Here is a 15234-nt window from a genome sequence, read left to right on the forward strand (position 1 = left end):
TGTCTGCCGAGGGTTAGTACCGCTTCAGCAATGGTACACTGAGATTGAGCTGGAGCGAGTGCGACGTGGCAATGTTGCTGACACCATCCAGCACCGAGTGCGGCATGGCCCGGATTTCGAGGTACAACGGCTGTTTCTGGCCAATCAGCAGGTTGGCGCCCACGCCCAGCAGGTAACCCACCCCGATGTTGGTTCGGTGCAGAATGGGGAGGTCGATCGGATCGGAATACCCGTCGAACGTGAACAGGGCCCGGTGGATGGTTGTGAGCGAGGGACCTAGCCCGGCCCGGACATACCATCGCACGGCTTTGTCGATGAAAACGTAGCGACCTGTGATGGGCAGCGTCAGATAGGTTTCGCGAAACGAATAGGTTCGGGGGGCTATGCGGCTCGGGTCCAGTGGGTCGGTGAGCGGCACCAGCCGACTGCCCTGGTAGGCGCTACCCATGAGTTCGATAGTTGCCGAGAGCCGCTTGCGCGGAGCCAGCGTAACGAAACCGCCCAGCGCCACGGTATAGTCGGGGCTGTAGGCTCCGCTGGGATTGTAGTAGGTTGTGTTCCGATGGCCCGCCCGCCCGTACGACCAGTGGTTGCGGGCCAGACCGGCCGACAGCCCCAGTTCGTAGCGAAAAGGCTTTTTAGTCGTTGTTTGCCGGGCGGTGTGGGTGGGAGCCACGCATCGGTTATACTGGTCGATTATACGCGTCAGACCGAAGTTGGTGCCCTCGAACAGCTGTGCATCGAGTAATCTGGTAAACGCGGGCGTTACGCATGCAGTGAGGGTGCTGCGTAGCGTGAGCAGGGTGAGGTTGCCGCGCAGGGGTACAAACGTACCATCGGGCAGCCGAATGGCGTGGGTCAGCCGACCGTCAGGGCGAAACAGTTGGTAGAGGCTAACCGGTCCGCTGACGCGCTCGAGCATGAAATACGCTTTGTCAACGCCTGACTCCCTGAACTGAACGGACTGATACACTTGGCCATCTGCCTGGTATCGCCGGAGCTGGGCAGGGGTGTAGGTTCGGATACTGTCGGTACCGGGCGCCCGAAAGTCGACCCGGTAAACATCCGGCGCCCGCAGGTCGCCCTTCAGCGTATCGCCCGATGCTGAAACTGCGTAGCCGGGTGTGAAGAATAACTGGGCGTAGCCGGGGATGGTGAGCCCGAAGGCAACGAGCAGACTGATGTATATGACGCGGATAGCGGCTTTGTAGAACGATTGAGGCATAAAGTAACCGTTGGGTAGATGGGGTAAAACCGCAAAAATAACCACCGCCGGCCCGCCCCGTTGCTTTATCGATCAGATGGTCATGTTTGCGGATGCGACCCGGCTCACGCTGAAACAATACCTGTGTAGGTGCCCCCTTTCAGATACTGATTGCGATATTCGCCCTTCCACACAAATCAGATTACTATGTATCATCAAAGCCGTGTGAGCGGTATGTTGCTGGGCCTGGCCGCTGGCGATGCCCTGGGCGTTCCGGTCGAATTTTGTAGTCGGACCGAGGTGCAGGCCGATCCGGTGGTGTCGATGCGCGGCTACGGCACCCACCAGCAGCCCCCCGGCACCTGGTCCGACGATGCGTCACTGACGTTCTGCCTGGCCGACGCCCTCACCACTGGCGACGAAGCGGGGTTGACCGGCCGATTGGCTACCAATATGGTTGGCTGGCGTTACGAAAACCGCTGGACACCCCATGGCACCGTGTTCGATATCGGCATTGGCACCGCTCAGGCCATCGGGCGGCTCCGGCAGGGCGTATTGCCCGAACGGGCGGGGGGCAGCGATGAATACAGCAACGGCAATGGCTCGCTGATGCGGATAGCGCCGGCGGTGCTGCTGCTGACCGGCAAACCTGTTGACGAGCGTTTCGACTGGGCCCAAGGGCTTTCGGCGCCCACGCACCGGCATGTGCGGTCGGTGATGGCCTGCTTCTACTACCTCGAACTGATGCGGTTCATCGGGCAGGGGTATGGGAAAACGGAAGCGTACGCCGAAACCAACCGGCTCGCGGGCGATTACTGGTCTGGCCGGCCCGATACCACGGCGGAGCTACCGGCTTTCGACCGGCTACTGGGAGGCACCCTGGCCGATGCGCCCGAGCAGACTATCGAATCGAGTGGCTACGTACTGCACACCCTCGAGGCTGCCATCTGGTGCTGGCTCACCACCGATACCTACACCGACGCGGTGCTGAAGGCCGTCAACCTCGGCTCCGATACAGACACCACCGGTGCCGTAACGGGTGCCCTGGCGGGGTTCGGATACGGCGTGGAGGCCATTCCGGCCGACTGGATCGAAACGCTGGCCAGCCTGCCGATGATCTGGTCGCTGATCGCCCAACTGAACCGCTGGCAGCCCCACTAAAGCCAGTACCGGGCCGTTCGGATCGGCTCATGCCGGTATAATCCCGCCGACCGACGCTTTGCCTGTAACGGCAGGCAACGGCATCGGCGCGTTCGTTTAGGCCTAATTCACTACTTTTACACCCGAATACGAGTCTTTCTTATAACTGTTTATACCCAAGTCCAATGGAGAAAATTAAAGTGGCCAACCCGGTGGTTGAACTGGATGGCGACGAAATGACCCGGATTATCTGGAAATTTATCAAAGACAAGCTGATCCTGCCCTACGTCGACGTTGATATCAAATACTATGACCTCGGTATCGAATATCGCGACGAAACCAACGATCAGGTAACCATCGATGCCGCCAATGCCATCAAAGAATATGGCGTTGGTATCAAGTGTGCCACCATCACGCCCGATGAAGACCGCGTGAAGGAATTCAACCTGAAGCAGATGTGGAAGTCGCCCAACGGCACCATCCGCAACATTCTCGATGGTACGGTATTCCGGGAGCCGATCGTCATGAAAAACGTGCCCCGTCTGGTAACCAACTGGACTGCTCCGATTATCATCGGCCGGCACGCCTTCGGCGATCAGTACCGCGCTACCGATTTCGTAGTACCAGGTCCCGGCAAACTGACGATGAAATTTGAAGGCGAAGACGGCTCGGTTCAGGAGTTCGACGTCTATCAGTTCAAAGGGGGTGGCGTAGCCATGGGCATGTACAACGTCGACGAGTCGATCCGGGGCTTTGCCCGCGCCTGCTTCAACGTGGCTCTCGACAAAGGCTGGCCGCTGTACCTGTCGACCAAAAACACGATCCTCAAAAAATACGACGGTCGCTTCAAGGATATCTTCCAGGAAATCTACGAAGCCGAGTATGCGGGTAAAGTACACTACGAACACCGCCTGATCGACGACATGGTTGCCTCGGCCCTGAAGTGGGAAGGCAACTTTGTATGGGCCTGCAAAAACTACGATGGCGACGTACAGTCGGATACCGTAGCGCAGGGCTTTGGCTCGCTGGGGCTGATGACCTCGGTACTGGTTACGCCCGATGGCAAAACCATGGAAGCCGAAGCGGCCCACGGCACCGTAACGCGTCACTACCGCGAATACCAGAAAGGCAACAAAACGTCGACCAACCCGATTGCGTCGATCTACGCCTGGACGCGCGGCCTGGCTTTCCGGGGTAAACTGGACAACAACCAGCCCCTGATCGATTTCGCCAACGCCCTCGAAGCGGTTTGCGTTGAAACGGTCGAAAGCGGCAAAATGACCAAAGACCTGGCCCTGTCGGCTTATCCGGCCGGTACCAAGCTGGTGGCGGGTGAGCACTACCTCAATACCGAAGACTTCCTCGAAGCCCTCGATGCCAACCTGCAGACGAAACTGGCCTAAGCGGGCCTGACCGGTAGCGAAGCGGGTTAGTTTCACCAGAGACTAACCCGCTTTTTGTTGTTGAATGTGTATCTTGCTTTACCAACTCCGCATACGTATCATGCAAGCTGTCAGAAAGATAATCCGACCAAACGAACACGGACAGATTGTTATCGACCTGCCGACCGATTTTCAGACTGATCGGGTTGAAGTGATTATTCTACAGTATGTGGAAACGGCACCGGAGGTAGCGACTGCTCAAACGGACCTGACCGACGAGCAGACATTGCTCCTGTCGTTTCCGGTGGCAACGGAAGAGGACCTTCGTTTCATTGAGGACAAAAGGCAGCATCTCAACCAATGGAATTAGTGTGTATCGATACATCGGTGCTGATCGATCATTTTCGGGCCAGCGATAAACGGCATACGTTTTTGTTTCGACTGACCGCACGATATAGGGTACAGATTCCGGCTATCGTGCGGTATGAGGTACTACGGGGTGATCGGTTAAAGGATAACTTCTGGCTGACTTATTTCGCCCGGCAAACCATCCTGCCATTCGATGCTGATTGTGCTGGAACGGCTGCCCATATCTACGCCCTGTTGAAGGCGGCTAACCAGCTGATCGGCGCCGAAGATATTCTGATTGCTGCCACTGCACTTACCCACAAACTTCCGCTGGCTACGGCCAACGTGCGCCATTTTTCCCGTATCGATCAACTGCAGCTTATTACGCCGGACCAGCTGACAGCCTGATTGTTGTCGGTCGTTTACATTGCTTTACCGTTTCAATAAACCCCCAACCGATGAAACCAATTCTTTCTCTGCTGCTGGTGGCCCTGCTGTCCGTTGGCGCCATGGCTAAACCACCCAAAAAGACAATGAAACAAGCCGCTGTGCAGCATATTGTGCTGTTTAAATTCAAGCCCGAAACAACGCCCGAAAAACTAACCGAGATTCTGACCGCGTTCGAAGCGCTGCCGTCGAAAATCAAAGAGATCAAGGGCTTTCAGTGGGGTACCAACAACAGTCCCGAAAAACACGACAAGGGCCTGACCCACGCCTTTATTCTGACCTTCGATTCCGAAAAAGATCGGGATGCCTACCTGCCGCACCCCGCCCACAAGGCCTTTGGCAGCATTGTAGGCCCCTGGCTGGCCGACGTGACGGTGGTCGATTTTACCAACCAGGCCAAATAGGTCAGGTTTGCCCGTGTATACACCCCTGTTCCGCCCCGGGCTGGCAGGGGTTTTTTGTGGCCCTATGCGTAGCCTAGGCCAGACGGGGCTGTTTGGGCGGCAGCAGTCGGGCTGCATGGCGTCGGATCAGGTAGCTGCCGACAGCGGCCGTAACGCCAGTGGCTCCCACCACAACGGGCCAGAACTGTACCATGGGCAGGGTTCGGGTCAGCAGTTCGGCCCAGAAAGCGGCATACAGCCCCACAACCGACCAGTTCATGAAAAAGTAGTGCCAATACAGCCAGTTTCGAACCCGGTGCCGGAACAGGGCAGGCAGCATGCCGCCCAGTAAACCAAGCGTGCTGAAGATAGCCAGTATATGAAAGGGACCTACACGGCCGAACAGGTGGTAGATCAGGAAAGCCGTGCTGTTCAGCACCAGCATGCAGGCTACGTAGACATACCCGATGCGCCGGTGCCATAAACCGCTTTTGGGTCGGAGCAGCACAAGGCTGCCGGTAAGCATAGCCAGTAAAGCAGATACTAAGTGGATAAGGCCGGCTGTAGCGTGAATCATGGATGTAATGCGGTAGGGGTTACGTGCTTATTGGTGACGCTAACCTACAGGCTGACCGCTGCCCGCGAAACCAGAACCTGACAAACCCCGGCCTGAGTCCGACGAACCGGGGTTTTTAGCCCGTAAACGGGCGCGCGCCCGGCCCCGTCGTCAGACAGAACCGGGCGCGCCGGACGAATCGGAAAACCCGATGCTTATTTCACCAGTACTTCGTCGGATGAGGAAGCACCCGCCATCAGGCCTTTCCGGCGCAGAATAGCTTCGGTAAATTTCTGGTCGTGCTCGCTGTTGAAGATGCTGAAGGGCAGATACAGAAATTGCGCTTTAGCCAGCCCCTTCGTCACGTATTTGGCCAGCCAGCTGGCTTTTACGTTTTTCATGGCTTCGGCATTGTCGAGATACAGGATGTAGGCATCGGCGGCTTTCTCCACACTGCCAATCTGCTCCCACTTCAGAATGCCGCCTTCTTTGGCATTAATCCGCATCAGAATCTGGCGGCTGTCGATTTCGTAGATGTATTTCTGAAACAAGGCTTTGCTTTGCTCCATCTGGGCAATACCCGTAATCTGAACCGCCCAGAACAGGACGTAGATGACAGTGAGCAGAAAAATAACGATGGCGGGCCAGTAATGGTCGAAGGTGCCGGTCGCATACAGAACGATATTGAGTACGATCAGCGCGAGCGGAATAAGCCCCCACTTCCAGTTGTCGCGGAGCCACTGTTTCAGGGCCAGATTTATATAGACTTTCTGGTCCAGTGCGTATTTTTTAGTCTTAACAATCATACCTGGTTTAAATAAAGAACAAAGATAGTCAACGGGAGCGATCAACTGATACAAGCGGCCCGTTGCGGCAGCGCGGGCAGGCTTCGACTCCCGTCTACTTTTAGCATCTTTGCAGCCGAAACCTGTTTTGCCCCTGTATGGAATCTACCCAGCCTGCCCTGACGCTGACGGCCGAGCAAATCCGCCAGAAGATTCGGCGTATCGCTTTTCAGATCTACGAAAATAATTTTGAGGAGTCGGCCGTGCTGCTGGCCGGCGTAGCGGGCGAAGGCTTCGTACTGGCGCAGGCGCTGGCGGCCGAATTGCAGGCCATTGCCCCTTTCACAGTCGACCTGATTCAGCTGAGTCTCGATAAAAAGCAAACGGCCCAGCCCGCCGTTCAGATCGACCGCCCCGCTGCCGATTACACCGACGGTGTCGTGATTCTGGTAGACGATGTGCTGTACACGGGCCGGACGCTGGCGTTTTGCCTGCAGCCGTTTCTGAGTGTGCCGGTGCGCAAGCTGCAGGTGGCCGTGCTGATCGACCGTAACCACCCCCGCTATCCGGTTGCCGCCGATTATAAAGGCTATGAACTGAGCACGACGCTGAGCGAACATGTGGAGGTTGTGCTTAGCGATGACAGCCGCGTGGGCGTGTACCTGAAATAAGGGTACGGTCCTTACAGAGCACGCCCTGCGCTGAACAGCCTGAATGGCTTTCGGCGCAGGGCGTGCCCGTTATACTGGTAATAGACCGGAGACGGTTAGCCTTTCGTGGTGCGAATCAGGCTAATGCCGGCGAAAAAGAAAATGGCACCCAGAATCAGGTAAACAAACGAAGCCTGGGCTACGCCACCTTTGGTGAAGTCGATACCGCCGTAAATAAGACCGATAAGCCCGACGATAGTCAGTAAAATGCCGATGATGCTTTTTGCGTTCATGCTGTGTCGTGTTGAGATGGTGACTAATGTTCAGCCTACTAACTAAAAAGCGGACGGAAGTTCACAGAAAGTTTATTCAAGAAGCACCATGATGTCTTCCTTGGTAAGCGACTTGATAAAATTCTCCTCGGTTGTGATCAGACTGCCGGCCAGTTGCTGCTTGGCCCGCTGCAGGGCCAGGATTTTCTCCTCAACGGTGTTCTTGGTAATGAACTTATAGGTAAATACCGTTTTCTGCTGGCCGATGCGGTGGGCGCGGTCAACGGCCTGCGCTTCGATGGCGGGATTCCACCAGGGGTCCAGAATAAAGACGTAGTCGGCCGCTGTAAGGTTGTGGCCCAGCCCCCCGGCTTTCAGCGAGATCAGAAACAGCTTCACCGTTTCGTCGGTCTGAAACAGCTCGACCTGGCTCTGCCGGTCGGTGGTTGAGCCGTCGAGGTAGGCGAAGCGGATGTTTTTCTCCTTCAGGTACTGCCGAACCACGTTGAGGTGCTTGATAAACTGGCTGAACACCAAAACTTTGTGGTGTTCGGTCATGGCCGTTTCCAGCCGCATCAGCATATCGGAAAGCTTGCCCGAATCGCCGTCGTAATCCGCGTCGACCAGCCGCGGGTGGTTCGCTATCTGCCGGAGTTTGGTCAGCCCCTGCAGCACCACCATCTGCGATCGCGCCATACCTTCTTCTTCAATACGCTCCAGAATCAGGTTGCGGAAATACGACTTGGCTTCTTCGTACTGCTCGGCCTGATCGGGGGTCATGTCGCAGAACAGAATGCTCTCGACTTTGGCCGGAAGGTCGGTGGCGACCTGCGTCTTGTTGCGCCGGAGCATAAAAGGCTTGATGAGCGTATACAGCCGGTTGGTTTTAGCCTCGTCGTGCCGCTTCTCGATCGGAATCTGAAACTCGTTGCGGAAAAACGACTGACTACCCAGCAGGCCGGGGTTGATAAAACTCATCTGCGCCCACAGATCCATGGTGCTGTTTTCGAGGGGCGTGCCGGTCAGAATCAGGCGGTGGGCTGCGTTGAGGTGCATCACCGCCTTGGTAATGTGCGACGACGGATTCTTGATGGCCTGCGACTCATCGAGAATAACGTAGTGAAAGCGGTAGTCGCTGAGCAAATCAATGTCGATCCTGACAATGCCGTATGACGTCAGAATCAAATCGTAGTCGTCGAACTGCGCCGTGTTCTTGTCGCGGTAGGTACCCGTGTAAACCATCACCCGCAGGTGGGGCGTGAATTTGCGGGCTTCGAGTTCCCAGTTGTAGAGCAGCGAGGTAGGCATAACGAGCAGCGATGGCTCTTTGGTACCCGCTTCTTTCTGACCCTGCAGCAGGGCCAGGGTCATCACGGTTTTGCCAAGCCCCATGTCGTCGGCCAGACAGCCGCCAAAGCGGTATTGCCGCAGGAAGTTCATCCAGTCGTAGCCCGCCTGCTGATAGGGGCGCAGCGTACCGATGAAGTCGGTCGGGAGCGGAAATGGCTCGATCTCCTGAAAATCGCGCAGGCGTTCGAGTTTCCGGCTCATAACGGTCGTGGCCAGGTTATCGTTTTCGAGTTCCTGTACCAGCGCCAGGTGGTGTTTGCACAGCACCAGCCGATCGGGGTCACCATCGATACCACCGGCGGGTTCCATAAAACCGAACAGCTCCGAAAAGCGCGTAAACCAGGCCTCCGGAATCACGGCAATCTCGCCGTTGGGCAGTGTAAACTCCTGCTTGTGCGCCAGAATCAGGTTGCGCAGTTTCAGAAACGGAATGTCGAACTCGCCGAACCGCACATTGGCGTAAATATCGAACCAGTCGCGGCCTTCCTCGATCGAAACAGCAATGCTCGAATAGCCCAGAAAGTACCGTTTTGTATCCTGACTGTTCTGTTCGAGAATAAAGCCGGCTTCGCGCACGGCCGTTGTGTTGGCACTAAGCCAGTCGAAGGCTTCTGACTTGGGCAGATTGAGCCGGCCGTGGCGGATGTCGAGGCCCAGGTCGCGCAAAAACGCCAGCTTCTGCCGCTCCAGTTTCTGATCGCGGGCAATGCGGTGAAATACATACCCATCGCCCACTTTTTCGAGACTGACATTGGCCGACCCGCCCAGACTGTCGAAGCGAAAGCTGAACGCGCCGTACTGATAGGAGAGGTCGAAGGTAATGCGCTGGCCCGACTCGTCGTCGGTATCAATGGCGTCGCCAAACAGGCCCGGCGATACCGGTTTGCTGACGGCTACCGAGTCGGAGATGGTCAGTATGGGCGTTGGCGGAAGTACCTCGTGCCTGATTTCGAAGCCGTAGCCTTTTCCCATCACATCGTACGACGCAATCAGAGGAATCACAAAACGCTCGAAGTACTGCTGCTCGATATTCCGCGGGATAACAATGTGGTTCTTGTTGAAAAACGGCCGGAGTTTTTTGCCGTCCACGTTTTTCTGAAAGTGATAGAGCCGCGTGCCGACCAGCATATAGGCTGGTTCATCGCAGATCATCAGCGCCCCCCGATTCTGAAATTCCACCAGGTCCGTTTCTTCCCGGCCATCGGGTTTGAGTGTGCCGTTTGGGTACCGTATGCGCGGGAAATAGTGCGTTGAGTGGCTGTTGCGCTCAAAATGGAAATGCACCCGGGCCGGTTTGGGAAACCACTGGATCGGTTCGCCGGCCGGGTTACCGTCGTTGCCCATGATGTAAAAGGGCTTGTCGGTCATGAGCCCCATAATGCGCGACTTGACCGTTTCGAGGTAACTGCAAATGGCTTCCTGTACGACTTTGTCGCCTTTGTGGGGGTCAAAGTATTTCAGGTAAAAATCGACCGTTGGGAGTTTGCGGCTATTGAATTTCTTGACGATCACATCCTGCTGGATGCCCTCGATCAGCCGAACCAGTTCAAAATCAAGTTCGTCGAGGCCGTGGGCAAACTCGCTCACGTTCTGCGTCGACAGGGTCTGGTTTTGCAGCGTGAGTTCGCCCTTGCCGTTCCGCTGAACCACGAACGCGCCGATGAGATAGCCTAAAAACTCGTGCTGATGCAGCGAGTAGACAATCTGGAACGGTTGGGTCGGCGAAACTTTCATGTCACGGTAAAGCTGACCCGGCTAACCCAGTTGCCTAATGAAGGCCGAAAGTCAACTAGCGAAAAGGTGGAAAAGGAGGCTGCCGGCCCGTCGCAGAGCGGTTGGCGCAAGCAGTTCGTAATGAATGAATTACCCGTAAAATTGTATGGGTACAGGCGCCAAATATACGAACAGAAACAAAAAAGCCAAACGCCGGCCGGCCCCTGGCCATAATTCCCGAAAGGTCATCGCTGGTACCTGCCGACAGACCGGATGGTCTGGTCCGTTGCCCTGCCGGCAACTGGGCGGCTGTTGCCGGCTGGCGACCTGTACCCACAGATTCAATGATCCGCGCACCACGGGCCGCTGAGCCTGTGGAAGATCCGCCAAAATACGGGTTAGCTGGGTAGCAACGGCGGCCGGAAAACCCCCGTTCAACCTCACCTTACTACCGATTGGTATACACCGTCTGGCTCACTTCCGACGATTGGCATAATCTTCGCTGTACTGTCTCCTTGCCTTCAAAATAAGTAAGGCCGACACCGGCGCTGCCAGCACCCGGAAAGCACGCTGCAACGCCCGGAAACTGTCCAGCAAATAGAATCCGCCCGCCCTCAGGCAACCCACCCCCCCCCGACCCGCTTCACCAGTATGCCATTGCAGGCACCCATGCCGATCTGATCGGCCGAATACGGCAAATGGCTGATTGTTAGTGTGTTCTGTGCAAAGGGCCTTGGTTGTATACGTGACAAAGGCCTCTGGTGGGGTTAATGAACCCACTGATTTATCTACCATGCTAGTAGGTATAGTTTATTTCTGGCCGGTTTTGGATACACGAAGGAGGGGTAAATGCAAATTTGGCACTCAGTTTGTCACTCCGGCCTACGTGCAATGCTGATGTAACACGCACCGTAGTCTAGTATCAATGTAACCGAGAGTTTAACAGCAATTATGGGAAAATCCTACAAGCTCAACCAAGTCTTGTCTGGTTCACTGTGGTTGGCAAGCCTGCTTTGGCTGCTAACCACAGTGGTCTGGGCTAAAGTCCCCGGTGGGGGGCCTCCCGGACGCACAGCGCAGCGGGCCATCGCGATTGGCAGCCGTTTGTTTCAGGACTACAATCGAAACGGACTTCAGGATGCCATCGATCCGGGCGTCGTTGGCGTTCCGGTCTACCTCTATGAAAACGGCATCCTGCGCGGCACCACAACGTCCGGTGCGAATGGTGCCTATACGTTTGATAGCGGCAACGTGAGCGGTGGTGTCAAACCCGCCACGGCCTACGAGGTGCGGGTTCGGCGAACGGATTTCCCCTCAGGCCTCACGCTGACCAAGCGGGATGTCAACAATAACGCGAACGATGCGATCGACAGCGATGCGGCTCTGGTAGGTAATCAGGCTGTTATTCAATTAAGCACCGGTGCGATCAACGATCCGAGTTCGGCCAATGACGTGGGCTTCTCGTCGGGCGATCCTGACCTGAGCATTGTCAAAACGGCGAATACCTCGTCGCTTACGCTGGGCAGCAACGTAACGTTTACCATTCAGGTAACCAACGTAGCCCCCAACGCTACCGACGTAGCCACGGGAGTAACGGTGAAGGATACCGTTGCCCTGGGCTTCAACTACATTTCATCGTCGCCCGCGGCAACGGTTAGTACCATTGGCAGCGGCACGGCAACCCAGACTGTACTGACCTGGAACCTGGGCACCATCAACGGCGCCAATGCATCGAGCTCGGTATCGGTAACGCTGCAGACGCAGGCCGAAGGTGTACTCTTCAACACGGCCTATGTAACGGCCGATCCGGTTTCGGGCCAGCCCGAGTTCAACCTGAGCAACAACGTAAGCCGGGCCTGTGTGACAGTGCCTGTCAAACTGTGTTCGGGCGAAGGCTACGAAGCTACCGTTCCGGCCGAATTTACCAACGTGATCTGGTACCGGGGCAATACGCAGGTAGCGACCGGAAACAGCTATACCATTACGCAGGCGGGTAGCTACAGCTACACGGCTTCGGCGAGTGTCGGTTGCGGAGCCACCAGCTGCTGCCCCATTGTGGTAGAAGATGGTGTGGTACCAACGCTGGCCATCACCCCATCTAACCCGGCTATCTGCGCCGGTAGCTCGGTTAGTCTGACTGCAACCGCGACCGGCGCCGGCAGTTCGGCCGGTACGATGCTGTGGAGCACGGGCGCCACCACGAACAGCAACACGAGTACGATTGTCGTGACACCCGTGAGCACAACGGCTTATTCGGTGACCTTCACGCCATCGTCGTATGGAACCTGTCCGACATCGACCAGCACCACGGTAACGGTGAATCCGAACCCCGTAGTGACCCTGAGCAGCGCAACGATCTGCGCTGGCACGACGGCTACGCTGTCGGCTTCGGTAGCAGGCGGTGGCACCTACACCTACGCCTTCTCGGCCGGTCTGACGCCAACCTCGGCAGGCAGCGCATCGGCCAGCACGGGTGTGCTGACGGCGGCCGGCACGACGGTTTACAGCGTAACGGCCACTTCGGCTCAGGGATGCTCGAGCACGGCCACGGGCAGTGTGACGGTAAATCCGAACCCAGTAGTAACGCTGAGCAGCGCAACGATCTGCGCCGGTACGACGGCTACGCTGTCGGCTTCGGTAGCGGGTGGCGGCACTTACACCTACGCCTTCTCGACGGGTCTGACGCCGACTTCGGCAGGCAGCGCATCGGCCAGCACGGGTGTGCTGACGGCAGCCGGCACGACGGTCTACAGCGTAACGGCGACCTCGGCTGAAGGTTGTTCGAGCACGGCCACGGGCAGTGTGACGGTGAATCCGAACCCAGTGGTAACGCTGAGCAGCGCCACGATCTGCGCCGGCACGACGGCTACGCTGTCGGCTTCGGTAGCGGGCGGTGGCACTTACACCTACGCCTTCTCAACGGGTCTGACGCCAACCTCGGCAGGCAGCGCATCGGCCAGCACGGGTGTGCTGACGGCGGCCGGCACGACGGTCTACAGCGTAACGGCCACTTCGGCTGAAGGTTGCTCGAGCACGGCCACGGGCAGTGTGACGGTAAATCCGAACCCCGTGGTAACGCTGAGCAGCGCGACAATCTGCGCCGGCACGACGGCTACGCTGTCGGCTTCGGTAGCGGGTGGCGGCACCTACACCTACGCTTTCTCGGCCGGTCTGACGCCAACGTCGGCAGGTAGCTCGTCGGCCACGACGGGCGTGCTGACGGCAGCCGGCACGACGGTTTACAGCGTAACGGCCACCTCGGCTCAGGGATGCTCGAGCACGGCCACGGGCAGTGTGACGGTGAACCCCAACCCCGTGGTAACGCTGAGCAGCGCGACAATCTGCGCCGGCACGACGGCTACGCTGTCGGCTTCGGTAGCAGGTGGTGGCACCTACACCTACGCCTTCTCGACGGGTCTGACGCCAACGTCGGCAGGCAGCGCATCGGCCAGCACGGGTGTGCTGACAGCAGCGGGCACGACGGTCTACAGCGTAACGGCCACCTCGGCTGAAGGTTGTTCGAGCACAGCCACGGGCAGTGTGACGGTGAATCCGAACCCCGTGGTAACGCTGAGCAGCGCAACGATCTGCGCCGGTACGACGGCTACGCTGTCGGCTTCGGTAGCGGGTGGCGGCACCTACACCTACGCCTTCTCGGCGGGCCTGACGCCGACCTCGGCAGGCAGCGCATCGGCCAGCACGGGTGTGCTGACGGCAGCCGGCACGACGGTCTACAGCGTAACGGCAACCTCGGCTGAAGGTTGCTCGAGCACGGCCACGGGCAGTGTGACGGTGAACCCCAACCCCGTGGTAACGCTGAGCAGCGCGACGATCTGCGCCGGTACGACGGCTACGCTGTCGGCTTCGGTGGCAGGCGGTGGCACTTACACCTACGCCTTCTCGACGGGTCTGACGCCGACCTCGGCAGGCAGTGCATCGGCCAGCACGGGTGTGCTGACGGCAGCCGGCACGACGGTCTACAGCGTAACGGCAACCTCGGCTGAAGGTTGCTCGAGCACGGCCACGGGCAGTGTAACGGTGAACCCCAACCCCGTAGCGTCGATCGCGGCCAGCAGCCTGACGACCTGCCAGGGCTCGCCAATCTCGCTGACCGCGAATGGTGGCAACACCTATCTCTGGTCGACGGGAGCAACCACGGCCATCATCAGCGTAACGGCCAGCGGTACCTACTCGGTAACGGCAATCAGCGGTCAGGGCTGTACGGATGTTGCCAGCGTATCGGTAACGGTACAACCCACGCCAGTACTGACGGTAACGTCATCGGCTCCGTCGGCAGCACTCTGCGCTGGTCAGTCGACGACCCTGACGGTGAACGGCTGCTCGGGTACGGTACTGTGGTCGACGGGTGACACCGGCGCATCGCTGCTGGTCGAGCCGCTCGTAACCACGACCTACTCGGCAACCTGTACGCTCTCGACGGGCTGCGCGGCCGACGTAGACGTGACGGTAACGGTGAATCCGGCTCCGACCTACGACAACCCACCGGTTGTAACGTCGGCCACGTGTAACGGGGCTACGGCCAACAACGACGCGAAGGTGACTTTCACCACGCTGAGCAACACGGCCAAGGCGGGCATCTCGCTCGGAGCAACCTACACGGGTCCTGATTATAACACGGCAACAACGGTTAGCGGTGGAACGGTAACGTTTGCCGGTCTCGACAATCCGTCGGCCCGTCAGGCCTACACGGTGCGGCTGTTCAGCCAGGATGGTACCTGCTACACCGACGTAGTCGTGTATGTCAGCCCGGCCGACTGCACCTGCCCGGTTAAATGTGTACCGGTTGTAATTCGTAAAACACGCTAACTGAGCATACCCTGAAAAGGTAGATAGTGCCTACAACATAGAGAGAGACTATGTTACACGTAAAACCCCGGCGACCCTGTCGCCGGGGTTTTTTGTTGCGGGATCGGTGCCAGGGCGTTGTTTGCGGGAGAACCGGCTGGCAACTGGCCGGTGATGGGGTGGTTAAAATTTCGCCCG

General features: G+C 57.8%; 12 protein-coding genes. 7 read left to right on the forward strand and 5 right to left on the reverse strand.

Annotation, left to right across the window (positions count from 1 at the left end):
* Positions 1-13: 13 nt before the first annotated feature.
* Entirely contained in the window at positions 14-1225 is a 1212-nt protein-coding gene (locus tag ACYVAC_RS17150; protein WP_461098988.1) for a hypothetical protein, read from the reverse strand.
* 186 nt (positions 1226-1411) lie between these two features.
* On the opposite strand from ACYVAC_RS17150, the gene ACYVAC_RS17155 reads away from it, so the two are divergent.
* The 5 genes from ACYVAC_RS17155 (at position 1412) to ACYVAC_RS17175 (ending at position 4925) form a co-directional block, all read left to right on the forward strand.
* Positions 1412-2365 (forward strand): ADP-ribosylglycohydrolase family protein, encoded by a 954-nt coding sequence (locus ACYVAC_RS17155; protein WP_461098989.1) that lies wholly within the window; start codon positions 1412-1414, stop codon positions 2363-2365.
* 164 nt (positions 2366-2529) lie between these two features.
* The gene (locus tag ACYVAC_RS17160) at positions 2530-3747 is read left to right on the forward strand and encodes an NADP-dependent isocitrate dehydrogenase (protein ID WP_461098990.1); all 1218 of its coding nucleotides are present in this window, start codon (positions 2530-2532) and stop codon (positions 3745-3747) included.
* 100 nt (positions 3748-3847) lie between these two features.
* The gene (locus ACYVAC_RS17165; protein ID WP_461098991.1) at positions 3848-4096 is read left to right on the forward strand and encodes a hypothetical protein; all 249 of its coding nucleotides are present in this window, start codon (positions 3848-3850) and stop codon (positions 4094-4096) included.
* Positions 4087-4482 (forward strand): type II toxin-antitoxin system VapC family toxin, encoded by a 396-nt coding sequence (locus ACYVAC_RS17170; RefSeq protein ID WP_461098992.1) that lies wholly within the window; start codon positions 4087-4089, stop codon positions 4480-4482. The genes ACYVAC_RS17165 and ACYVAC_RS17170 overlap by 10 nt, the downstream gene beginning before the upstream one ends.
* 50 nt (positions 4483-4532) lie before the next feature.
* Positions 4533-4925 carry a Dabb family protein gene (locus ACYVAC_RS17175; RefSeq protein WP_461098993.1) on the forward strand — a complete coding sequence of 131 codons (393 nt, stop codon included), beginning with the start codon at positions 4533-4535 and terminating at the stop codon, positions 4923-4925.
* 73 nt (positions 4926-4998) lie between these two features.
* Here the strand turns inward: ACYVAC_RS17175 and ACYVAC_RS17180 are convergent, their stop codons facing one another.
* Positions 4999-5481, reverse strand: coding sequence for a DUF2306 domain-containing protein (locus ACYVAC_RS17180; protein WP_461098994.1), 483 nt, complete (start codon positions 5479-5481; stop codon positions 4999-5001).
* Between the two features lie 194 nt (positions 5482-5675).
* Positions 5676-6266, reverse strand: a complete 591-nt coding sequence (locus tag ACYVAC_RS17185; RefSeq protein ID WP_461098995.1) for a YcxB family protein — start codon at positions 6264-6266, stop codon at positions 5676-5678.
* 137 nt (positions 6267-6403) lie between these two features.
* Here ACYVAC_RS17185 and ACYVAC_RS17190 point away from each other — a divergent pair, with 137 nt between their 5' ends.
* Positions 6404-6916, forward strand: a complete 513-nt coding sequence (locus tag ACYVAC_RS17190; protein WP_461098996.1) for a phosphoribosyltransferase family protein — start codon at positions 6404-6406, stop codon at positions 6914-6916.
* A gap of 95 nt (positions 6917-7011) precedes the next feature.
* On the opposite strand, the gene ACYVAC_RS17195 is transcribed toward ACYVAC_RS17190, so the two are convergent.
* Positions 7012-7188 (reverse strand): hypothetical protein, encoded by a 177-nt coding sequence (locus ACYVAC_RS17195; protein WP_461098997.1) that lies wholly within the window; start codon positions 7186-7188, stop codon positions 7012-7014.
* A 72-nt stretch (positions 7189-7260) separates the two neighbouring features.
* A complete protein-coding gene (locus ACYVAC_RS17200; protein WP_461098998.1) occupies positions 7261-10251 on the reverse strand; it encodes a DEAD/DEAH box helicase in 2991 nt (996 codons plus the stop codon).
* A gap of 930 nt (positions 10252-11181) precedes the next feature.
* Here ACYVAC_RS17200 and ACYVAC_RS17205 point away from each other — a divergent pair.
* Positions 11182-15057 carry a beta strand repeat-containing protein gene (locus ACYVAC_RS17205; RefSeq protein WP_461098999.1) on the forward strand — a complete coding sequence of 1292 codons (3876 nt, stop codon included), beginning with the start codon at positions 11182-11184 and terminating at the stop codon, positions 15055-15057.
* Positions 15058-15234: the final 177 nt, after the last annotated feature.

The organism is Spirosoma luteolum, assembly GCF_054778875.1.

What these genes read in the sequence shown, in the direction of transcription:
- ACYVAC_RS17165 (WP_461098991.1), top strand. Translation starts at nt 3,848, where the DNA reads ATGCAAGCTGTCAGAAAGATAATCCGACCAAACGAACACGGACAGATT.
- ACYVAC_RS17160 (WP_461098990.1), top strand. Translation starts at nt 2,530, where the DNA reads ATGGAGAAAATTAAAGTGGCCAACCCGGTGGTTGAACTGGATGGCGAC.
- ACYVAC_RS17155 (WP_461098989.1), top strand. Translation starts at nt 1,412, where the DNA reads ATGTATCATCAAAGCCGTGTGAGCGGTATGTTGCTGGGCCTGGCCGCT.
- ACYVAC_RS17175 (WP_461098993.1), top strand. Translation starts at nt 4,533, where the DNA reads ATGAAACCAATTCTTTCTCTGCTGCTGGTGGCCCTGCTGTCCGTTGGC.
- ACYVAC_RS17195 (WP_461098997.1), bottom strand. Translation starts at nt 7,188, where the DNA reads ATGAACGCAAAAAGCATCATCGGCATTTTACTGACTATCGTCGGGCTT.
- ACYVAC_RS17190 (WP_461098996.1), top strand. Translation starts at nt 6,404, where the DNA reads ATGGAATCTACCCAGCCTGCCCTGACGCTGACGGCCGAGCAAATCCGC.
- ACYVAC_RS17150 (WP_461098988.1), bottom strand. Translation starts at nt 1,225, where the DNA reads ATGCCTCAATCGTTCTACAAAGCCGCTATCCGCGTCATATACATCAGT.
- ACYVAC_RS17170 (WP_461098992.1), top strand. Translation starts at nt 4,087, where the DNA reads ATGGAATTAGTGTGTATCGATACATCGGTGCTGATCGATCATTTTCGG.
- ACYVAC_RS17200 (WP_461098998.1), bottom strand. Translation starts at nt 10,251, where the DNA reads ATGAAAGTTTCGCCGACCCAACCGTTCCAGATTGTCTACTCGCTGCAT.
- ACYVAC_RS17180 (WP_461098994.1), bottom strand. Translation starts at nt 5,481, where the DNA reads ATGATTCACGCTACAGCCGGCCTTATCCACTTAGTATCTGCTTTACTG.
- ACYVAC_RS17205 (WP_461098999.1), top strand. Translation starts at nt 11,182, where the DNA reads ATGGGAAAATCCTACAAGCTCAACCAAGTCTTGTCTGGTTCACTGTGG.
- ACYVAC_RS17185 (WP_461098995.1), bottom strand. Translation starts at nt 6,266, where the DNA reads ATGATTGTTAAGACTAAAAAATACGCACTGGACCAGAAAGTCTATATA.